This window comes from Leucobacter sp. wl10, assembly GCF_003569785.1.
In the GTDB taxonomy this organism is placed as follows: Bacteria; Actinomycetota; Actinomycetes; order Actinomycetales; family Microbacteriaceae; genus Leucobacter.
The window spans coordinates 25048-45323 of sequence record NZ_KZ984013.1 but is presented as its reverse complement, the minus strand read 5'-3'; the positions used below and the strand labels follow the sequence as shown (position 1 = coordinate 45323).

The 20276-nt window shown below is 70.0% G+C and carries 17 protein-coding genes and 1 tRNA gene; 5 read left to right on the top strand and 13 right to left on the bottom strand.

Translation table 11 applies throughout. The features are described from left to right. Together D1J51_RS16675 and D1J51_RS16670 are read left to right on the top strand one after the other, a co-directional pair. Positions 1-1591: dipeptide/oligopeptide/nickel ABC transporter permease/ATP-binding protein (locus tag D1J51_RS16675; RefSeq protein WP_205547999.1), on the top strand; the 1591-nt coding region annotated here is incomplete at its 5' end. 69 nt (positions 1592-1660) lie between these two features. Continuing rightward, on the top strand, positions 1661-2452 hold the full coding sequence (locus D1J51_RS16670; protein WP_119077052.1) for an ABC transporter ATP-binding protein: 792 nt from the start codon (positions 1661-1663) through the stop codon (positions 2450-2452). 42 nt (positions 2453-2494) lie between these two features. Here D1J51_RS16670 and D1J51_RS16665 read toward each other — a convergent pair whose 3' ends face one another. From D1J51_RS16665 to D1J51_RS16630, 8 genes are all read right to left on the bottom strand, one after another. Then, complete coding sequence (locus D1J51_RS16665) at positions 2495-3355, bottom strand: NmrA family NAD(P)-binding protein (protein WP_119077051.1); 861 nt, start codon at positions 3353-3355, stop codon at positions 2495-2497. A gap of 68 nt (positions 3356-3423) precedes the next feature. Beyond that, a complete protein-coding gene (locus tag D1J51_RS16660; protein WP_119077049.1) occupies positions 3424-4533 on the bottom strand; it encodes a fatty acid desaturase family protein in 1110 nt (369 codons plus the stop codon). 491 nt (positions 4534-5024) lie between these two features. Then, positions 5025-5456, bottom strand: coding sequence for a PIN domain-containing protein (locus D1J51_RS16655; protein WP_240423405.1), 432 nt, complete (start codon positions 5454-5456; stop codon positions 5025-5027). Between the two features lie 11 nt (positions 5457-5467). Further along, a complete protein-coding gene (locus D1J51_RS16650) occupies positions 5468-5821 on the bottom strand; it encodes a helix-turn-helix domain-containing protein (protein ID WP_119077045.1) in 354 nt (117 codons plus the stop codon). Positions 5822-6123: 302 nt separating this feature from the next. Then, positions 6124-6196: transfer RNA gene (locus tag D1J51_RS16645), tRNA-Arg, on the bottom strand. A gap of 164 nt (positions 6197-6360) precedes the next feature. Beyond that, on the bottom strand, positions 6361-7008 hold the full coding sequence (locus tag D1J51_RS16640; protein WP_205547997.1) for an NlpC/P60 family protein: 648 nt from the start codon (positions 7006-7008) through the stop codon (positions 6361-6363). Between the two features lie 441 nt (positions 7009-7449). Next, on the bottom strand, positions 7450-8802 hold the full coding sequence (gene gdhA, locus D1J51_RS16635) for an NADP-specific glutamate dehydrogenase (protein ID WP_119077044.1): 1353 nt from the start codon (positions 8800-8802) through the stop codon (positions 7450-7452). An 85-nt stretch (positions 8803-8887) separates the two neighbouring features. Further along, a complete protein-coding gene (locus D1J51_RS16630; RefSeq protein WP_119077042.1) occupies positions 8888-9586 on the bottom strand; it encodes a metal-dependent transcriptional regulator in 699 nt (232 codons plus the stop codon). Between the two features lie 100 nt (positions 9587-9686). Here D1J51_RS16630 and serC point away from each other — a divergent pair, with 100 nt between their 5' ends. After that, on the top strand, positions 9687-10805 hold the full coding sequence (gene serC, locus D1J51_RS16625) for a phosphoserine transaminase (protein ID WP_119077040.1): 1119 nt from the start codon (positions 9687-9689) through the stop codon (positions 10803-10805). 145 nt (positions 10806-10950) lie between these two features. On the opposite strand, the gene D1J51_RS16620 is transcribed toward serC, so the two are convergent. The 5 genes from D1J51_RS16620 to D1J51_RS16600 all read right to left on the bottom strand — a co-directional run bounded on the left by D1J51_RS16620 (position 10951) and on the right by D1J51_RS16600 (position 18060). Further along, entirely contained in the window at positions 10951-11904 is a 954-nt protein-coding gene (locus D1J51_RS16620) for a class C sortase (RefSeq protein WP_305773788.1), read from the bottom strand. Positions 11905-11976: 72 nt separating this feature from the next. Beyond that, on the bottom strand, positions 11977-13446 hold the full coding sequence (locus D1J51_RS16615; protein ID WP_119077038.1) for a SpaH/EbpB family LPXTG-anchored major pilin: 1470 nt from the start codon (positions 13444-13446) through the stop codon (positions 11977-11979). A gap of 125 nt (positions 13447-13571) precedes the next feature. Then, positions 13572-16685 carry a SpaA isopeptide-forming pilin-related protein gene (locus D1J51_RS18600; RefSeq protein WP_119077036.1) on the bottom strand — a complete coding sequence of 1038 codons (3114 nt, stop codon included), beginning with the start codon at positions 16683-16685 and terminating at the stop codon, positions 13572-13574. Positions 16686-16952: 267 nt separating this feature from the next. Beyond that, complete coding sequence (locus D1J51_RS16605) at positions 16953-17690, bottom strand: DUF3027 domain-containing protein (RefSeq protein ID WP_119077034.1); 738 nt, start codon at positions 17688-17690, stop codon at positions 16953-16955. After that, positions 17683-18060 (bottom strand): cold-shock protein, encoded by a 378-nt coding sequence (locus D1J51_RS16600; protein ID WP_119077033.1) that lies wholly within the window; start codon positions 18058-18060, stop codon positions 17683-17685. The genes D1J51_RS16605 and D1J51_RS16600 overlap by 8 nt, the downstream gene beginning before the upstream one ends. 130 nt (positions 18061-18190) lie before the next feature. Here D1J51_RS16600 and D1J51_RS16595 point away from each other — a divergent pair, with 130 nt between their 5' ends. Next, on the top strand, positions 18191-18457 hold the full coding sequence (locus D1J51_RS16595; RefSeq protein ID WP_240423403.1) for a hypothetical protein: 267 nt from the start codon (positions 18191-18193) through the stop codon (positions 18455-18457). Between the two features lie 13 nt (positions 18458-18470). Further along, positions 18471-20243 (top strand): helicase-associated domain-containing protein, encoded by a 1773-nt coding sequence (locus tag D1J51_RS16590; protein ID WP_119077029.1) that lies wholly within the window; start codon positions 18471-18473, stop codon positions 20241-20243. Positions 20244-20276 lie beyond the last annotated feature (33 nt).

The following is a 20276-nucleotide window of genomic DNA, read 5'->3' as shown; positions in this document are numbered from 1 at the left end:
CAGGGTGTTGCGACAACCAATTGAATCCGCCCTGTTCGCACGCACCCTGGTGGCGACGCAGACCTCAATGCTCATGGCCCTCGCCTCGGTGGGGCTCGGTGCCGTACTCGGCGTGCTGCTGGGCGCGGTGCCCGCGCTGTTCGGCGTTCGCTCCCAGCGCTTCTTCTCAGGACTGCTGCACACCTGGCTCGCCTTCCCCATGCTGCTCATCGCAATGTTCCTGCTCGTACTGCTCGGCAATTCACCGCTCACCTCGATCCTGGCGATGGGTCTCGCCATGACACCGGTCTTCGCCCGTCTCACCCAGACGCTCACGTTGAGGATCAGCGGTGCGGACTACATCGCGGCTGCGCGTATGCTGGGCGCGTCCAGGAGTCGTCTGCTCTCACGTTACGTGCTGCCGAACGTCGCCGAGCCGCTCATCGTCAATCTCACGCTCTCGTTCGGCGCGTCGCTGCTCGCGCTCTCGAGCCTCAGCTTCATCGGCGTCGGTGTCATCGCGCCGGCCTACGACTGGGGGCGGCTCCTCAACGAGGGCTTCAAGCAGGTCTACACGCAACCCGCCCAGGTTCTCGGCCCCGCCCTCGCCGTCGTCATCGCGGGCCTCAGTGTCACAATGCTCGGAGAGTCGATCGCGGCGGCCCTCCGCGAACGCCAACGGCCCCCGGCCGGCGCGGCCGCTCGTGCGCGCGCCGCAGTCGTCCCGACGCGCGCGGAGCCCCCGGAGGATGGCGATTCGCTGCTCGTCGTCGACGGGCTCTCGGTGTCGGTGACGCATCCCTCGGGCGCCGCCCACACGCCCGTCCGGGACGTGAGCCTCTCGCTCCGTCGCGGAGAGATCGTCGGGATCGTGGGCGAGTCCGGCAGCGGCAAGACCCTCACCGTGATGGCGATCGCCGGCCTGCTCCCTCAGGGCGCGCGGATGGAGGCGCGCTCCATCCGTCTCGATGGTTCCGAGATATCCTCCCGCGCCGACGACGCGCAACCTCCGCGCGGCATCGGCGTCGTCTTCCAGGATTCGCTGACCGCACTGAACCCGGCCATCGCGGTCGGCACTCAGCTCGCGGAGGTGCCGCGCTACAACTCCTCGACCGGGTGGGCGGAGGCGAGGCGTCAGGCCGTCGACGCGCTGGCCGGCGTCGACATTCCGGAGCCGGAGCAGCGCGCGAGGATGTACCCCCACCAGTTCTCCGGCGGCATGCGGCAGCGCTCGCTCATCGCCATGGCCAACCTCTCGTATCCTCGCCTACTCATCGCTGACGAGCCGACCACCGCGCTCGACGTCAGCGTCCAGCGCAAGGTGCTCGATCTCCTGCAGGAGGAGATCAGGGACCTCCAGGCGGGTGCGCTCGTCATCTCGCACGACATCGCGGTGCTCGCCGAGATCTGCACGCGCATCCTCGTCATGTACCGCGGCGAGATCGTCGAGGACCTCGCCGTCGAGCAGCTCGCCGCCCCGGAGCGGCTGGCGCACCCCTACACCAGGGCTCTCGTCAGCTCCTTCCCCACGCTGGAGACCGACCGCGACAAGCCCCTCATGACCATCCCCCCGGAGTTCGATGTCGAACAGGCGGTGCGACGTGCGGGATGAGTCTGAGGGCCGGGGTGCGCTCGCCCGCTGCGGGGGCGTGGCAGCAACGGGCGGAGAAAGGGGCGCGGCATGACGAAGATGCTCTCGGTGCGGGATCTCCACATCGGCTTCGGGGCGGGGCGGACCCGGGTGCACGCGGTACGCGGCGTCAGCTTCGACGTGCGCAAGGGAAGAGTGCTCGGCGTGGTCGGCGAGTCCGGCAGCGGTAAATCCACGGTCGGGCGCGCCATAGCCGGCCTCCTCTCCCCCGACAGCGGCACCGTCTCCATCGACGGCGTATCCGTCACGGCGCAGCAGGGGCTGAGCCGATCCGAGCGCGCGCGACAGGTTCAGATGGTCTTCCAGGATCCCTACTCGTCGCTCAACCCGAAGATGACGGTGAGCGAGGCGATCCAGGAGGGGCTGCGCAATCAACCGGGCTTCGACCGGCGGGCCTGGCCGGCCCGCCGGGACGAGTTGCTCGACCTGGTGCGGCTCCCCCGGAGCGCCGCCCCCCTGCTTCCGCGGGAGCTCTCGGGCGGCATGCGGCAGCGGGTGTGCATTGCGCGCGCGCTCGCGGTCGAGCCGCGCCTGCTCGTGGCCGACGAGATCACCTCGTCCCTCGACGCGTCGGTGCAGGGCGCGGTGCTCAACCTCATCGACGAGATCCGCGAGCGCACCTCGATCACCATGGTCTTCATCTCTCACAACCTGGCGGTGGTGCGCTACGTCTCCGACGAGATCGTCGTCATGCAGCGCGGCGAGGTGGTCGAGAGCGGCGAGACGGAGACTCTCCTCCGTTCCCCTCAGAACGAGTACACCCGTTCACTCCTGCGGGCCATCCCCCGCTTGCCATCTCCCCGCCGGCAGGAAGGGCGATAGCGACGGTGCCGCTGCGCGCGAGGCTCGGGGGCACGAGGTCTCTCAGACTCCGAGTTCAGCCAGCCACCGCGTCACGGGACGAGGAGCGAGGCCGAGCACCGTCTGCGCGCTATTCGTGTCACTGATCGTGTTCCTGTCCTGTGCGTTCAGAGCGCGGTACAGATCCACGACCGGCGCAGCAGCGGGGCCGAACAGCGGCGTGATCAGCTCGCCGAACGCATCCGGGGTGATCCCCTCGAACCGTACCTCACCGCCGAGATGCGCGGCGAAGCTCTCGGCGAGGTCTGCCCCCGTCAGACCCGGGTAGTGCCCGACCGCGACGGTACCGGTAACAGCGGTGTCGGCGAGCAGACGGACCACGACCTCGGCGACGTCCAGATGCGAGCTCCATGACACCGGGTAATCCGCCGGCAGCGGATACCGCAGGACGCCCTCTGCGCGAGCGGGCTCGGCGATGACGGGGAGCAGCAGGTTCTCCAGGTACAGGCGCGGAGCGACGACAGCGGTTGAGACACCCGTCTCGGAGACGCTGCGGATCAGCGTCTGGATCGGGCTGTCGTCGGGCGCCAGGAGGGGCGATCCGGGCTGGTCGACGATCTGGCCACTGGTCGAGATCACCACCCGAGCCGGCCGCGCGGCTGCGACGGCGGCGGCAATGGCGCGCGCCTGCGCAGAAGACTCGACGGGCGCGCCCATCGGCAGGTGGATGAACACGCCCTCGGCCCCGGCGTAAGCCTCGGTCAGGGCTTCGCGGTCGGTCAGGTCGACGGCGACGGCGTCGACACCGGCCGGCACTTTGCCGGTGTCGCGGACGGCGGCCACGGCGTGTTTGCCCGCAACGTTCAGGGCGGTGAGGACGGGGGAGCCTTGGGCGCCGGTCGCGCCATGGATGATATAGACCATGCCTCTATTAGTGCATACCAAGCACTAGTTACGTCAACTGCACTAAAGGAATAGGGTCGGAAGAGAGCTCACACCCTCCGGTACTGGGCGACCATGGGGCATTCGAAGGGGTCGCGTGCGGCAAGTCCGACGGTGTTGAGGTAGTCGATGACGATCGCGTAAGAGCGCCAGAGGGAGGTCTCCGTGTACGGCACGTCATGGGTGGCGCAGTACTCGCGGACGATCTCGCGCGTCTTCGCGAGCTGGGGTCTGGCCATACTCGGGAAGAGGTGGTGCTCGATCTGGTAGTTCAGGCCACCCATCAGAACAGTGGCCCACCAGCCGCCACGAATGTTGCGCGACGTGCGAACCTGCTTCGAGAAGAAATCGAGCCTGGCATCGGGTGCGATCACCGGCATGCCTTTGTGGTTCGGGGCGAACGACGCCCCCATGTAGACGCCGAAGACGGCGAGCAGCACTCCGGAGAACGCGAATGCCGTGCCGAGCGGAAGGAGCAGGAACACGGGCGTGAAGACGAGCGCGAACCGTACGGCGATCATTGCGAGTTCAACCCATCGTGCTTTGACCGGGCCGCGCCCGAGCAGGTGCTTGAGGCTGTGGAAGTGGAGGTTCAGCCCTTCAAGCGTCAGGAGCGGGAAGAAGAGCCATCCCTGCTTTCGGGTGATGAGCCGACGCAGCCCGCGCGCTTGCACGGCGTCCTCGTCGAGGAACGAGATGGTGTCGACTTCGATGTCGGGGTCTTTACCGACCCGGTTGGGGTTGGCGTGGTGGCGACTGTGCTTGGAATCCCACCAGGAATAGCTCACCCCGACGAACGCGGCGAGCACGCGGGCGAGGCGATCATTCGCAGGTCCGGTCGAGAGGATCTGCCGGTGTCCTGCTTCGTGGGAGAGGAACGCGACCTGAGTGAAGAGGAGCCCCAACGACGCGGCGATGAGGAGCTGGAACCAGCTGTCGCCGAGCAGGATGAACCCCGTGATCGCACCGCCGAAGCCGAGAGCGATCGCGATGCCGGTCGCCAGGTAGAACACGGGGCTGCGGCGCAGCAGGCCCGCTTCGCGAATCACCTCGGACAGCCGGGTGTACGCACGCGCGATCGACGGGAAGTCCTCTTTACGAGCGTAGGTCTGTCGGATGGGCCCAAGCGTGCTGACGGTGTCAACGGTCTTCGCGGAGATATGTGCATCTTTTCTATGAGCAGCGGCCGGTGTGCAACTGGTGTGGAAAGCTCAAGGCAGATGCCGATCGCTTCCTCAACGCTACGGCATCCCCCATGCAGGGCAGCGAATACACAGCTGACTCTCCGGCTCGCGCTCAGGATGGCATCAGGCCTTCGGCTCTTCGAAGCTGCGGTAGCCGCAGCCGTTGATCGCGGCGCTGATGCCGTAACGCCACTCCGGCGCCCAGCGCCGTCTGCGAATCGAGGCGAAGCGCCCATACCAGACGACGCTCGAAAGTCGCCCCGTGCCTGAAATCGCTGATTTCTGGGGCGAAGGCCGGGATCAAGCTGAAGCGCGAACCGGGCTGTCGCGTCTACTGAGAATGTTCACAACTCGGTCGCCACTCAGCTGTCCATCGACATGGTCGCCCTCTCCGAGGCCGGCTCCCCGATCCGCGCAGTCGCCGAGTCGTTCGGATCCGGGATCAGGCCGCCTGTGCGCCACCAGGATCAGTACAGTCGGTCTCGTGCGGTCTCCGCGAACTTCGGCACGCCGGCACGGATGAGCGCTATGAGGTAGTCGTCCATCGTCATCGCCGGGGAATCGTAGCTCTCGACCAGCTCCACCAGGGCGCGCAGCGTGGTCGCATGGTAGAGATCGAGCTGGTCGAGGAGGAAGTCGTCGGGGTGGACGATCTCGAGGTCGAACCGTTCGACCGAGGACGCCGGGAAGTCCTTCAGGTTGAAGGCCACCAGCACCTCGGCACCGCCGCGGACGGCGGCCGCCAGCACATGGCGATCCTCCTCGTCGTTCTTCACGAGGTTCTTCGCCAGCTCGAACAGCACGTCCTGCGACCGCAGCGGCCGGAACGGGCCGCGGTCGGCGAGTTCCAAGATGAGGTCGTTCAGCAGCGCCCCGTAGAGGACGTTCGTGTCGAACAAGGCCGGGAATCTCACTCCGCGTCGAGCTCCGAGCGTCGCCGGACATCATCCGGGTTTCCGACCTGGATGCTCGCGTCGAGACTCGCCCGGCGAAGCTCGCGCAGCGCGTCGCGGCGCTCAGCCCGGGACGTCGACTGGTACGCGATCAAATCCTCCAGACGGACACGGCGGTGGCGGCCGGGCTGCTCGAACGGGATCTCGCCCGCCTCGAGCAGGCGCACCAGCGTAGGGCGACTGATGCCGAGGAAGTCGGCCGCCTGCTGCGTCGTCATCGTCATGCCCTGCGGCACGACCGTGATGTCCTCACCGGAAGCGAGCGCGGCCTTGGAAGAGTTCTGCGAGGGGAAGGACTCGAGCTTCCGCATGAACTCGGCGAAGTCGAGGATCTCCTCGCGGGCGTCGGCTTCCGGAAGGTAGGTGCGCGCCTTGCGGGCACCGCGCAGCGGATGGCATTCGCGATCTCAGCACGCCCGTCGTCACTAATCTGGGCATGGCGGACAGGCATTCGAGCGATATCCGGGAAATCATCTCCCACGGGGCTCTTGAAGCACCGGTAGCGCTCTCGCAAGCGGCGGATCTTGCAGTTTGGGGTAACGCGCCATCCCGTCATCGACACACGCGCGCTCGGGCGCAAAGACATCGCGGTCGGGTTACCACGGACTTTTCGTGCCCCAGATAGGAATCGAACCTACGACACCCGCTTTAGGAGAGCGGTGCTCTATCCACTGAGCTACTGAGGCGTGGGGCGCGAACGGGAGGGAACGCCGCACCGAGGATCGAGTCTAGCAGCTGTCGCCCGTGCCGCCGCCTCGCGCAGGCGGCACGGCGGTGCTGCTCGTGCCGCCACCCCCGAAAGACGAGAGCGGGCGAGGTCGAAACCCCGCCCGCTCTCGGAACACCTGATTCAGCCGAAGCGCACCACGTACGGAGTCGCGCTCGGGGAAGCGTAGGTGGCGATCACGGTCTGGTTGCCGCCCCATCCGCTGTGCACCGCCTGGCCGTTGCCGAGGTAGATGGCGGTGTGCTGACCGGGCCAGACGAGGACGTCACCGGGCGCGTACGAGCCGTCGGTCACGAGCACGCCGCCGAGCGCGGTGTGCTCGGCGACCTGCGTGCCGAGGTCGCCCGCGGGAATGCCGATGGCCTGCAGCGCGCGCTCGATCAGGCGCGTGCAGTCCTGGTACTGACCGAGCTGGGCGAGCGCCGCGTTCACGATGCCCTGCGCTCCCGCGCCGGCCGGCACATCCTGCCCGGGGGCCGCGCCGCCGCCCTGGGGAGGCTGAGCCGCCGCGGCCTGCTCCCGCTGCTGCTTCGCCGCTCGCTCGGCCGCCGCCTTCTCCTCGGCCGCCTTCTGCTCCTGTGCGAGGATCTCCGCGCCCACCTCGCCCTCGGGCGCGGTGAGCGGGAGCGCGGTCTCTTCGAAGCTGACGGTCTGCAGCGTCTGCGAGGTTGCGACGCCGTCCGGCGCCCCCTCGGGCTCTGGTGCGAGGGCATAGGCCGGGATGCTGAACGTACCCACGAGACCGAGACTCAGCGTGGCTGCGCCGGCCATCTGAGCGATTCGCTTCGCCTTTGCCGAAGCCGGCTTCTCGGCGGTGCCCGATACCACGACTTCCGTGCTGGGGTTCTGAATCACGAGAATAATCTGCCTAACGTTCGCTTACGGTTCCCACTTCGAGAAACGACCCCTGCGGGCCGCGACCGTTCAAGGGTAACCGATGATCACGATAATGTCACGTTCTGGTCACGGAACCTTCAACGCGGTTCGAAACTTGGCGTTTTCTCCGGCGGGGCCGGGATCCGGGATCTCTCGACGTCGAGAAATCGAGGACGCCCCGATGGGCGTCCGCCCTCCACCTCGCAGATGACGCGCGCGGTCGTCCGTCGGCGCGGACACGGCGACCGCACGCGTCACGCGAGTAGGACATGACGAGGAGGGCGGGGGCGGGCGGCGCCGGGGCGGCCAGGCGGCGCAAGGCCGCGGCGCAGGACCCTAGATCACTCCCTGCTCGAGCATGGCCTGGGCGACCGTGACGAACGCGGCGGAGTTGGCGCCGAGCACGTAGTCGCCCGGTCGGCCGTAGCGCTCGGAGGCCGCGTAAGCGGCGCCGTGCACGTCGCGCATGATGTCGTGCAGGCGCGTCTCGCTCTTGTCGCGATCCCAGCGCGAGCGCGCCGCGTTCTGGCTCATCTCGAGCGCCGAGGTGGCCACACCGCCGGCGTTGGCCGCCTTGCCGGGCCCGAAGAGCACTCCGGCCTCCTGGAACAGCTCGACCGCGCCGGGAGTGGTGGGCATGTTGGCGCCCTCGGCGACGGCGCGCACGCCGTTCGCGATCAGGGTGCGGGCCTGCGCCTCGTCTAGCTCGTTCTGCGTGGCGCAGGGGAATGCGAGCTCGGCCGGCACGTCCCACACGGAACCGCCCGGCACGAACCGAGCCGAGGGGCGACGGTCGGCGTACGCCGAGATGCGGGCGCGCTCCACGCCCTTGATCTGCTTCAGCAGGTCCAGGTCGATGCCGTCCTCGTCGACGATGCACCCGCCGGAGTCGGACGCCGTGATGGCCCTGCCGCCGAGCTGCTGGATCTTCTCGATCGCGTAGGTGGCGACGTTGCCCGACCCCGAGACGACCGCGCGGCGGCCCTCGATCCCCTCGCCGGCGCGCAGCAGCATCTCCTCCGCGAAGAACACGGCGCCGTATCCGGTGGCCTCGGTGCGCACCTCGGCTCCGCCCCAGCCCACGCCCTTACCCGTGAGCACGCCCGCCTCGTAGCGCTGCGTGATGCGGCGGTACTGCCCGAACAGGAAGCCGATCTCGCGCCCGCCCACGCCGATGTCACCGGCGGGGATGTCGGTGTGCTCGCCGATGTGGTGCACCAGCTCGGTCATGAAGCTCTGGCAGAACCGCATCACCTCGGCGTCGCTGCGGCCGCTCGGGTCGAAATCGGATCCGCCCTTGCCGCCGCCGATGCGCTGCGAGGTGAGCGCGTTCTTGAAGATCTGCTCGAAGCCGAGGAACTTGATCACCGACAGGTTCACCGACGGGTGGAAGCGCAGACCGCCCTTGTACGGGCCGAGCGCAGAGTTGAACTGCACCCGGAACCCGCGGTTGACCCGCACGAATCCCTCGTCGTCGGTCCAGGGCACCCGGAAGACGAGCTGCCGCTCTGGCTCCACGAGCCGCTCGAGGATGCCGCCCTCGATGAACTCGGGGTGCTCGGCGAGCACCGGCTCCAGCGACTCGAGTACCTCGTGAACGGCCTGCAAGAACTCGGGCTCGCCCTGGCTGCGATGTTCGACGACCTCAGCCACCGAACGGAGGTGGGCTTCAGGGGTGGGCAGTGACAACGTTCGTCTCCTCGGTCTATCAACTCCATGTAGCGGACGGCCTTGACGGGCAGCCCCTCGATTCCTCCGCGTTCGCGGACACGTCTCAGTGTGACACGGAGACGAAGATGTGGCCTGCGATATCGAGCGGCAGATCGAGGGCCTCGCTCGACTCATCGGCCTCGACGCGCACCGTGTTGCCGCGTCGGGTGAAGGTCGCCGTGCGGCCGGGCAGCACGCCCGCGCCCCCCAGCTGCTCGAGCAGCTGGGGATCCACCTGCAGCGGCTCGGCCAGCCGCTTGATGCGGGCGGTCACCGGCTGCTCCTGGTCGATCAGCAACTCGGAGATGCCCGCGACACCGGACTGGAACGACCCGGCGCGCGGCGCGCCGAGCTCGTCGAGCCCGGGGATCGGGTTGCCGTAAGGCGACTCGGTGGGGTGGTCGAGGATGCCCAGCAGTTTGCGTTCGACCCGCTCGCTCATGACGTGTTCCCAGCGGCACGCCTCCTCGTGGACATACGCCCATTCCAGGCCGATCACGTCGGCGAGCAGGCGCTCGGCGAGGCGATGCTTGCGCATGACGTGCACGGCTTTGGTGCGTCCGTCGAGGGTGAGTTCGAGTCGGCGATCGTCGGTGACGACGACAAGGCCGTCGCGCTCCATGCGGCCGACGGTCTGGGAGACGGTGGGGCCGGAGTGTCCGAGGCGCTCCGAAATGCGGGCGCGCAGAGGAACGATGCCCTCCTCCTCGAGCTCGAGGATCGTGCGGAGGTACATCTCGGTCGTGTCGATCAGATCCGTCATCGCCGCCCTCTCTTGACTTAGGCTCGCCTCACAGCCTAGAGCATCGGGGGGCGAACCCGGGATCCGCGTTCCCGGCCGCGCGCTCGGTAGAATCGTGCATATGGCCGACATCATCATCCCCGCCGAACTCCTGCCCGCCGACGGTCGCTTCGGATGCGGCCCTTCCAAGGTGCGGGGCGAGCAGCTCGACTTCCTGGCGTCGCTCCAGCCGGGCGTGCTCGGCACCTCGCACCGGCAGGCTCCGGTGAAGGACCTCGTGGGCAGTCTGCGGGAGGGTCTCGCGGCTCTGTTCCGGGCTCCCGCGGGCTACGAGATCCTGCTCGCGAACGGCGGGGCGACGGCGTTCTGGGATGCGGCGGCCCACTCGCTCGTCGAACGCCGCAGCCAGCATCTGGCGTTCGGCGAGTTCGGCGCGAAGTTCGCGAAAGCGGTGGCCGCGGCGCCGTTCCTCGAGGATCCCGACGTGCGCACGGCCGAGGCCGGCTCGCGTTCGCGGGCCGAGGCCGTCGCTGGCGTCGACGTCTATGCCTACCCGCACAACGAGACCTCGACGGGCGTCATGGCGCCCGTGCGGCGAGTCGCGGGCGACGCGGGATCGCTGACCGTCGTCGACGCGACGAGCGGCGCCGGCGGCATCGACTTCGACGCGAACGAGGTCGACGTCTACTACTTCTCGCCGCAGAAGAACTTCGCCTCCGACGGCGGCCTCTGGTTCGCCCTCGTCTCCCCCGCCGCGATCGAGCGCATCGAGCGCGTGACGGGCTCGAGCCGTTACATCCCCGAGACCCTGAACCTCGCGGGCGCCATCGAGAACTCGCGCAAGAATCAGACCCTCAACACTCCGGCGCTCGCCACGCTCGCCCTGATGGACGAGCAGGTGCGCTGGATCAACGGCCGGGGCGGCCTGACCTGGGCCGCCGCCCGCACGGCCGAGTCGTCGGGCGTGCTCTACGACTGGGCCGAGCGCACGGCGGCGGCCGCGCCGTTCGTGGCGGATCCGGAACATCGCTCGCAGGTCGTCGTGACGATCGACTTCGACGACAGCGTCGACGCCTCGGCCGTGTCGAAGGCGCTGCGCGCGAACGGGATCGTCGACACGGAGCCGTACCGCAAGCTGGGCCGCAACCAGCTGCGCATCGCCACGTTCACGGCGATCGATCCCGACGATGTGCGCAGGCTCACGGGCGCGATCGACTACGTGCTCGGGCGTCTCGTCTGACGCGAGGCCCGCTGGGACGCTGAGAAGCGTCGGACCCGGCCCCCTCGGGGAAGCGAGGGAGCCGGGTCCGACGGCGCGGAGACCGGCTCCGCATTCCGCGGGACAGCGGCGAAGCGGGGAGACCTCGCCGCTGCCCCGGGTCCGATCACGCGCGCGTCGGGACACCGCCCGGGTCGTCGCGCGTGAAGTCTGTCTGCTCGGATCTCCGAGTCGCGCCCGCGCGCCATACGTACGCCGAGAGCAGCAGCAGTGTGGCTCCGAGGCCGACGGCCCACCAGGGAAACCCGGGGATATCGGGGCGGTCGCCCGCGCGCTCGACATCGGCGACCGGCGTCGGCGTGACGCGCTCGCCGGTGACGAGGATGCGATGCGTGTTGATGCCGAGGGGCGTGCAGGTGACGAGGGTGACGAGATCCTCCCCGTACGAGGGGTACAGCGACTCGGTCTGGTCGGGATCGACCACCCGGGTGTCTCGCACGCGGTACGTGAGCACCTCGCCGAACACCTCGATGGTGAAGGTGTCGCCGACGCCCACCTTGTCGAGCTGGGTGAAGAGCTCGGCGCTCGCCAGCCCCCGGTGCGCGGTGAGCACCGAGTGCTGCGAAGCGCCCCCGACCGGCAGCGAGGTTCCCTGCAGGTGCCCCACTCCGCGCTGCAGGGTCTGCTCCGAGGTGCCGTGATAGATCGGCAGGTCGACCCCGATCGCGGGGATGCGCAGCCGGGCCATCGCGCCCTCGGCGTCCGCGCGGAGCAGACTCTCGTACGCGTCGGCGCTGCCCGAGGCGCCCGTGCCGGTCGGGACACTGGTGTTGGGCTCGACGAGCGCCCCGCCGACGAGGGCGTCGTTGTAGTCGCGCGCCCGCTCGATCTCGGCCTCGAGCCGGCTGCTCGGCCCCTTCTGGACCGCGCCCTCGACCATCTCGATCACACGGGACTGGTTGTACTGCGAGAACCACGCGGCCGTGGTCGGGTAGAGGAGCACGAGCACGCCGACAAGGGCCAGCAGTGAGATGAGGAAGGCCGCGCGGGGGAATCGCCACCGGCGCGCGGAAACGCGCTGCGGCGTCTCTCGCTTCGAATCGACGCGTGCGATGCTCACGATCTCTCCCTCCGGTGGTGGTGGGGCGGGGAGCCGACGGCTCCCCGCCCCCTGATCCCGCTGTGTCGCGGGCTACCTCGCGGACGCCTGCTTGCGTCGAGCCGCGATCAGAGCGGATCCGCCGGCGGTCAGCAGCAGGGCGAGTCCGCCCGCCATGAACATCGCCGTCCCGGACGAGCCGGTGAGCGGCAGGTTCGGTCCCTGCTGCTGGGTGTTGGTGATGGCGACGGGGACGACGCTCGCCGCGGATCCCGCGGTGACCGTCACCTGGGTCCAGGCCGCGTCGCCCTGGGGCAGCGCGTACCCGGCCGGGGCCTTCGTCTCCTTGAGCCAGTATGTCTCCGTGAGGTCCGCGCCGCTGCCCGTCCAGAGGCCGTCGACCACGATCTCGCCGGCGCTGTTGGTGGTGAGCGTGCCCGGGGCGTCGAGGGCGGCGCCGTCCTTCGACTTGTGCAGGGTGAACTCGGCGCCAGCGAGGGTGTAGTTCGGGTTCTGCGCGGCCTTCTTCACGATCTTCAGCGGCCCGTAGTTGACCTGCTCGTCGTTGGTCTCGCGCAGCGAATCGTTGACGTTCACCAGGCCCTTGTTCGAGATCTTGCCGTCGGCCCCCAGAGAGGTCACCTTCGTCTTCAGCTCGACGGTCACGTTCCCCTTGCCCGCGAGGCCGGCGAGCGCGCCGGTCAGCGTGATCGTCGTGTTCGGGCCTCCCGCGGCGGGAAGCGCTGCGGGGGCGAGGGTGTAGTCCGTGCCCTCGGTCAGCTCCGCGCCGTCGAGCCTCACCACGACGCCGGTCAGGTCGAGGCGCTCATCGAGGTCGTCGGTCACGACGAACTTGCGGTAGGTGTCGCCCTCGGCGAGCGGCGGGATCGGCGCCGTGATCATCCAGGTCAGCTCCTGCCCGAGCACCGGGTTGCCCGGCTCGGAGACGGTCTTGGTGGGGGTGGTGGTGTTGAGCTTGTTCTTCGGGTAGACGTGCACGTTGTAGAGCCAGGTGCTGTCCTCGCTGTTGGGGTAGGGCACGGACACGAGGAACGGCTGCGCGGGCGAGACGACCGGGTTCGCCCCCGGGCTCGTCTCGGTGACGAGGTAGAGGCCGTACGGCAGGTTCGGCACGATGGCGTCGCCGCCCGCTCCGGTCGTCGTCGTGGTCTGGGCCGTCAGGCTGTACGGCGCCGACGAGACGTTCCCCGCCTGCGCGCCCTGCGCCTGGTTCCAGCCCGCATCCGTGGTCAGGTCGATCGGGGAACCGTCGTAGTTGACGCGCTGAACGCTGAACTCGACGCCCTCGAGGCCGGCCCCGAGCGCGGCGAGCGCGGCGGGATCGGTGATCTCCGTGCCGTTGCCCTGCGCTCCCGGGTCGCCCGCGTGCTTGTGGATCGTGAGCGTGCCCGTCGTCCCCGTGATGTCTCCCGGGCCGGGCTGGGGGGCATCGGTCGCGTACGCCGCCGATCCGCCCGCGGCCATGCCGGCGAGCGCGATCGCCGCGGCTCCGATGACGGCGAGTGAGCGTCTGACGAGCGCTCCCCGATTCTGCTGACTCATGATGGATTCCTTTCTTCTGGATGCTGCCGCGCATCCGGTACTCGATGTGTTGCTGTGTTCTCTCGGAGGGTGGGTGGTGGTCGTGGGCCGGCCGCGGGCGGCGCCGCGCCGCAGCTCTCGCGCCGTCACATGGTCGCTACCTGACGCCGGACGCGCTGCCGGTAGGCGAGCAGTCCCGCCGCGAGCGCAGCGAGGGTGCCGAGCCCGAGCCCTCCCAGCGTGAACAGGTCGCTGGCGATGCCACCGGTGAACGGGATCGCGAGGCCCGCCTGCTGCGCGTTCTCGATGGGCCCCTGGTCGATCGTCGTCCCGGCGGTGCCCGCATTCACCGCGAAGGTGAAGGAGGCGCCCCCGACGTACCCCGGAGGGGCGACGGTCTCGGTGACGGTGTAGTCCCCCCACCTCAGCTGCTCGAGCTTGAACCGTCCGGCCGACGGGTCCCTATCGAGCCCCTCGCACGAGGTCGCGGAGGCCTCGACGCAATCGGAGATCTCTCTGTTGGCCGGCGTGAAGCCCGGCCCGTCGATCCTCCACTGCGATCCGCGCAGCGTGTCGGACGTGCCCTTCGCCACCTTCGACCAGGCGATCGCACCCGGGCTGTCGGAGTTGGTGACCGTGCAGGTGACGGCGCCTCCCAGCGGAACGGCCACCCGGTCGCCGTTCACGGCGGGCGCGCCGCCGGCGCCGGTGTTCACGCACTCCCAGCCGCTCGCCTCGTAGCCGCCGGGGCCGCTGCTCTCGGAGAGCGTGTACTCGCCCGGCGCCACCGTGCGTCCCGTCACCGCGGGCTCCCCGGTCCGTCCGGCGACTCCCTGCGTCGGCCCGGCCGCGGTGAGCGTCCAGTCGGCGATCCCGCCAGTGCCCCCGTAGCGGTTCTCGACCCGCTTGACCAGCGTCAGCGAGGCGGCGTTGACCCTGTTGACGTAGCTGCAGTCCACCCGGTCACCGGGGACGATCCCCGGCAGCTGCGTGCTCGAGGGCCCCGTCAGCGCGGTCGACGAGGTCGTCCCGTCGAGGCTCGTCACGGTGCACTGCCCGCTCTGGAAGACGAAGCCGTCGTCCACCGCCTCCTCGACCGACACCGTGGCGGTCTGGTCCTTGGCTCCGAATGTGAAGGCCCACGCGGCGTTCCCGGCCGCGTTCGTCGTCTGCGTGGCCGTGCCGGGCGCCGACGTCACCGAGGACCCCGGGGCGGAGACGGCCTTCGCGCCGACCGTCCATCCCTGGCGCGGCACCGGGTTCGCTCCCTGAGCGTCGGTGACCTTCTTATTGATGCTCACCTGGGCGACGAGGGGCGCGTTGAAGAAGCGGCACTCGACGGTCTGGCCGCCCTCGGGGATCGTGATCCTTCCCGTCGTCGTGTTCTCGGCCTGACTCGTCTGCACCCCGTCGACGAGGCACCGGTAGCTGGAGACGTACTGGTTGAGGTCGGTGCTGCCCGAGGCCGTCTCGGAGAAGGCCAGCTCGACGCCGCGCACGGTGGGGAGCGGGCCGATGCGCTTGTCCTGCAGACCGGGGGACGTCCCCTCCGTGGTCGCCTCGCCGATGGTCTGCCCGCCCTGCTTCAGGGTCAGCTTGAACTGATCGCCGGCGTTGACCCGCTGGCCGTCGATGTACTTCTCGACGGTGATGGTGGGCGGAGACGAGCAGGTCGCGAGATCGGTGCTGGTGATGCCGGAGCTGACGACGGTGGAGGATCCCCCCCAGCCCGGCATGTTGAAGGAGCGGATCTGCCCCTCCGAGCCCAGATACGCCTTGCCGCCGGCGTCGAACGAGACCCCGTTGACGTTGCTCATCGTGGTGACGGACCTGGAGATCGACGACGGGATCGTGCCGCCGTTCGCCGCGGCCACGTTCGCCGCGGTGACGCTGTAGACGGTCGTCGTCGTGCCCTCCCCGTGGACGACGAAGAGGTTGCCGACGGCGTCGAAGGCGAGGTCGCCGTTGGCGCTCGAATCGGCGGCGATGTCGATCGTACCCTTGAGCTTGATCCGCGGGGTGGCGCTCGGGTCGTACTCGTAGAGCTTGAAGTCGCCGTCGCTGGTGAAACCGCCGAAGTAGTAGAGGCCGTTGCTCAGGTCGACCGCACCGCCGATGAGGTTGGTGCCGGTGTTGCCGCCGAGGGCGCTCGTACTGGCGCCGGTCGACGCCCACTCCCCGGTCGCCACGTCGTACGAGTAGACGGTGCCGTTCTGCGAGGTTCCGGATCCCGAGCTGCGCAGGAGGCCGTAGACCGGTTGACCGCCGGCGCCGATGCCGAGACCGTTGAAGACGGACACGTCCGGCGCCCGCCGGCCGATGTCGCTCACGCTCCCGTCTGGCGCGACCTCCTGCATCTGCCCCGTCGTGCTGATCGCGTACACGTATCCCGCTTCGCAGGTCGGCTGCGTCTTGAGCTTCTTCAGCACGAAGGTGCCGAAGCTCAGGGTGCGGTTGCCGCTCGCCCCGGACCAGCCGACGGCGTTCGAATCGACCCAGGCCGTGCTGCTGGACCAGACGTAGCCCGCGGGCGGCTCGCCGGGCCGGATGCGGTACTGCGAGTCGGCCTGGATCACGTTGGAAGCGCCGGTGCCGCTCGGGTTGGCCCCGGGGGTGTCGCTGCCGATCCACTTCGCCAGGTAGTCGCCGGCATCGCCGTCCCGGTCGACCGCGGCGCAGGTGCCCGCGGTGCAGTCGGAGACGTTCCTCGTGCCGGTCCAGCCATGGCCGCTGCGGCGCTCGAGGGAGAAGGTGGCGCCGGGGACCGCGTTCCCGTCCGTGTCGACGACGTTCCAGTACGCGTAGGGCGCGCTCGCCCCGTTCGGCGCCGCGGCGGCGCTCGCCGTCTGCGGAATCTCCAGCGCCTTCGCCTCGGGCGCCCGCATCCTCGGCGGCAACTCCGTCGCCGGATCCTGCGCCGCGGTTGCAGAGGGCTGCTCGGGGGCCGGGTCTGCGGCCGGCTGCTCGGGGGCCGGCGTCGAGGGCGACTCGCCCGTCGGACTCTCGGGAGCTGGCGCCGGATCGGCCGCCTCACCGCTCTCGGCCGGGGGCGCTTCGGCTGACGGGCTCGTCTGGACGCGTTCCGCCGCGGTCGCGTCCTCCTGCGCGAAGGCCGGAGCGGCGCCGAGCAGCGCGATCGCGCACGCGGCGACGACGGCGATCAGCTCCGTCGAGCGGCTCCTGCGGCGCGCCCTCGCGCGGCGCGGCGCGGCGCCGTCGCCGCGGTGTCGTCCCCGTTGCCGATGGCCGTGTAGCTCCATAGCGTCCTCGTCTCAAGCGTTCATCGAGGACGCACCACTGCACGTCGTGCCGCACTCCCCGTCTGCACTTGAAACGGTATTGAGACCCGCGAACACACGGATCCGGGAAAATTACGTAGATCGCGTCAGCGAGGCCGCCGCCGCCCGATCGAACCGATCACGGCGGAACCGGTCGGGTGCGCCGGGGCGCAAGAAAGCCCGGTGCCGCCCGCCCTGAGCCTGAGGCTGGGCAGACGGCACCGGGCATGCCGCTCGACGCCGGACGCGCTACTCGTCGTCGGAGTCGTCTTCCTCGTCCTCGTCGTCGTCGGAGTCGTCCTCATCGTCGTCGAACAGCTCGGTGTCGTCCGAGTCGTCGGCGAGATCCTCGTCCGCGTCGGCGTCGTCCGCGTCGGCGTCTTCGTCATCCGCGTCGGCGTCATCCGCGTCGGCGTCATCCGCGTCGGCGGGATCCGTGCGCGATGCGTCGCCCTCGTCGAGCTCGACGCCGTCGATCTCGTCGTCGAAGTCGCTGAAGTCGTTGTCGAGAATGTCGCCGGCGAGCAGGTCGTCCTCGGCGGCCGCGTCGTCGTCGCCGAGCTCGGCAGCGGCGGCCTCGGCGGCGGCGGCCTCCTCCACGGCCTGGCGCGCCTGGGACTCGCGGTACTGCGCCAGGCGCACCGACCACGGCACCCACTCGGGCGCCACGACGGCGCCCGCGCCGGGCAGCAGTTCGGCCTCGAGCACGGTCACCGGAGACTCCTCGTCGACGCGCGTGAGCGTCGCCGCCCACCGCCACCCCGGGTAGCCGGGCAGGCGGCACTCGAAGAACAGGGTGAGCACGTGCGCTTCGTGCACCTCGTGCCCGTCATCGGCCCCGATGGTCTGAGGGTCGGTGATCTCGGCGAGCGCAGCGCGCGCCTGATCCCGAGCCGCCAGCAGCACCTCATCGGGCGCGTTCTCCGCACCGGCGAGGCGCCGCTCCTCCTCGCCGACCGCCGGATCGGGCTGCGCCTGCTCAGACATCGAAGTCGTCCGCGACCCGACGGAGCATGGTCGCCACCTTGCGCGACTGCGGCCGATCGGGGTACTGGCCGTGCTTCAACCGCTCGCCGAGCCCGTCGAGCAGCTTGACCAGATCCTCGATGATGACCGCCATCTCATCGGCCGACTTGCGATTGCGCTTCGCCAGGCGGGGCGTGTCGATCACGCGCACGGAGAGCGCTTGCGGGCCCTTGCGGCCGTCGGCCACGCTGTACTCCAAGCGCGTGCCGGGCTGCACATCGGCGCCCTCGGGGATCACCGAGGCGTGCAGGTACACCTGATCCCCGTCATCGCCCTGGATGAAACCGAAGCCCTTCGCCTCGTCGTAGAACCTGACCTTGCCGTTCGGCATGCCTCGTCCCTCTCCAGCGGAGTTCGCTCCGCCCACGCGTCCTCGCGAGCGCCGAGCGCTCGCATACCCGCTCAAGTCTACCGTGCAAACCTCCAGTCGTCTCAGCGGTGCACCCGATAGCATGGCGAGGATGTCCTCTGAACCCAGCACCCCGTCGATCCTCGAGAGGATCCTCGCCTACGCGTCGCTCACGATCATCGCGGTCGCGCTGCTCTCGTTCTTCGCCACGCTCATCATCGGGCTGAACGATCGCCAGACGATGGCGCAGGGTCTGTGGCCGTTCGTGTACGGCGTCTCGCTCATCGGGCTGCCCGTTGGATTCGTGCTGCTGATCCTGCTGATCCTGCTCAGCCAGCGGCGCCGTCGCGCCGAGTTCCGGCGCGGCAAGCGCTCATAGGAGCGAGCGCGCTATGAGCGGCACTCTGGCGCTCGCCTCCGCGATCGCGGAGATGGACCGGGCCGCGCTCCGGTCTCTCGTACGGCTGCGGCGCCCGCAGGCGCCCGCCAACGTGTCGGATCCCATCGGCCTCGCGGCCGAGTTGCTGCGGCCGGAGGCGATTCTGCGCGCCATCACGTCGCTCGAGCGCCGCGCCCTCTCGACGCTGCTCGATCTCGGCGGCGCACCCGACCCCGAGGGCCCGGTGCTCGCCGAGTTGCGCAGCCTCGGCCTGCTGGGCGTCGAACAGTCGCGCCCCGTGCTCCTCCCGGAGGTCACCGAGGTGCTGAGGCGGGCGCTTCGAGAGGCGGGCGTCGAGCTCGATCGACGCCCGGTGGACTCCGCCGCCGAGCCCGCTGCGGCGGCACCGGACCCCGAACCCGACTCCGGCTCCTGGGTGACCGCGGCGCTCACCGCCGTGGCCCAGGCCGCGGAGTGCCTGCGCGTGCTGCGAGAGCGGCCCGGACGGCTGAACCGGAACGGCGGCGTCGCGGTGCTGACCGTGCGCGGCCTGGCCGAGACCATCGGTGCGGAGCCCGCGCAGGCGGCCCAGGCCCTCGCCGCGATCGAGCGGGCCGCGCTGGTCGCCGCCGCGGAATCGACGCTCGTCGCGTCGGGTGGCGCCGACGACTGGCTGCGCCTCGATCACCGCTCCCGGTGGCTCGAACTCGCCGCGAAGACGCTCGACGCCATGCCGGGACCGCTGCGCACGGCGTTCGAGCGCTCGGGGTCTCTCGCCGCGGCCGCCGCCGCGATGCAGACGATGTTCCCGCTGCTTCCCGCTGCGGAGATCGCGACCATTGAGCGCTTCGCCGCCGCGGCCGACTACCTCGGGCTCGCCGCGGAGGGGCGCCTCAGCCGCCTCTCCGAACTGCTGTACGCCGGGGATCGCCCCGCGGCGGACGAGCTCGCCGAGCGGCGGCTGCCCGGCACCGCGCCCGGCGTCTACGTGCAACCCGATCTCAGCGTGATCGTGCCCGGCCCGCTCGCACCGCGCGACGAGGCCGATCTGACGTCGCTCACCGTGCCCGAGCACATCGGGGTGGCCTCCACCCGGCGCATCACGGAGGCGTCGCTCGCCGACGCCCTCGAGCGGGGGGTCACCCCCGCCGGGGCCCGCGAGATCTTCGAGCGGATCTCGCTCACCGGGATCCCCCAGCCTCTCGACTACCTGCTCAGGTCGCTCACCGAGCGCGTCGGCAACATCGTGGTGAGCGAGCACACCGGCGACGAGGGACGCACCCGCATCGCGGTCAGCCGCGGCGAGCTCGCCGACACGCTGCTCGTCGACCGAGCGCTGCAGCACCTGCAGCTGCAGCGCTCCGACGCCGAGACCCTGACCTCGCGGCTGCGCGCCGATCACGTGCTCGCCGCGCTCACCGACGCGCGCTACCACGCATCGGGGCCGCGCAGGGAGCGCACCGACGATGCGGCGCCCGCCGCTCACGTCTCCGAGGGCGGGGGTTCGCAGCCGGATCGGCTCCCCGAAGCGCTCGAGGAACTGGTCGAGCGCGTGCACAGCGCCGCGCGCTCCGAGCCGGGCACGGGCGATTTCACCCGCCGCCTGGAGCTCGCGATCCGCGACCGCGCCCCCGTTCGCGTGACCGCCGAGGCGCGCGGGCAGGCCCGCACCTTCGTGCTGCTGCCGGCCTCGCTCAACGCGGGCCGTCTCCGCGCGACCGACCAGGCCGCGGGCGTCGAGCGCACGCTGCCGGTGAGCATGATCACCTCGGTCGAGCCCGCCTGATCCCCGCAGGCTGCGCTCGACCCTGCTCCTCAC

Excerpts from the sequence above, each read along its gene's own strand:
- D1J51_RS16670 (WP_119077052.1), top strand. The coding sequence starts at position 1,661 with ATGACGAAGATGCTCTCGGTGCGGGATCTCCACATCGGCTTCGGGGCG.
- D1J51_RS16665 (WP_119077051.1), bottom strand. The coding sequence starts at position 3,355 with ATGGTCTATATCATCCATGGCGCGACCGGCGCCCAAGGCTCCCCCGTC.
- D1J51_RS16650 (WP_119077045.1), bottom strand. The coding sequence starts at position 5,821 with ATGCGGAAGCTCGAGTCCTTCCCCTCGCAGAACTCTTCCAAGGCCGCG.
- D1J51_RS16640 (WP_205547997.1), bottom strand. The coding sequence starts at position 7,008 with ATGGCCGGCGCAGCCACGCTGAGTCTCGGTCTCGTGGGTACGTTCAGC.
- D1J51_RS16630 (WP_119077042.1), bottom strand. The coding sequence starts at position 9,586 with ATGACGGATCTGATCGACACGACCGAGATGTACCTCCGCACGATCCTC.
- serC (WP_119077040.1), top strand. The coding sequence starts at position 9,687 with ATGGCCGACATCATCATCCCCGCCGAACTCCTGCCCGCCGACGGTCGC.
- D1J51_RS16615 (WP_119077038.1), bottom strand. The coding sequence starts at position 13,446 with ATGAGTCAGCAGAATCGGGGAGCGCTCGTCAGACGCTCACTCGCCGTC.
- D1J51_RS18600 (WP_119077036.1), bottom strand. The coding sequence starts at position 16,685 with ATGGAGCTACACGGCCATCGGCAACGGGGACGACACCGCGGCGACGGC.
- D1J51_RS16605 (WP_119077034.1), bottom strand. The coding sequence starts at position 17,690 with ATGTCTGAGCAGGCGCAGCCCGATCCGGCGGTCGGCGAGGAGGAGCGG.
- D1J51_RS16600 (WP_119077033.1), bottom strand. The coding sequence starts at position 18,060 with ATGCCGAACGGCAAGGTCAGGTTCTACGACGAGGCGAAGGGCTTCGGT.
- D1J51_RS16595 (WP_240423403.1), top strand. The coding sequence starts at position 18,191 with ATGTCCTCTGAACCCAGCACCCCGTCGATCCTCGAGAGGATCCTCGCC.
- D1J51_RS16590 (WP_119077029.1), top strand. The coding sequence starts at position 18,471 with ATGAGCGGCACTCTGGCGCTCGCCTCCGCGATCGCGGAGATGGACCGG.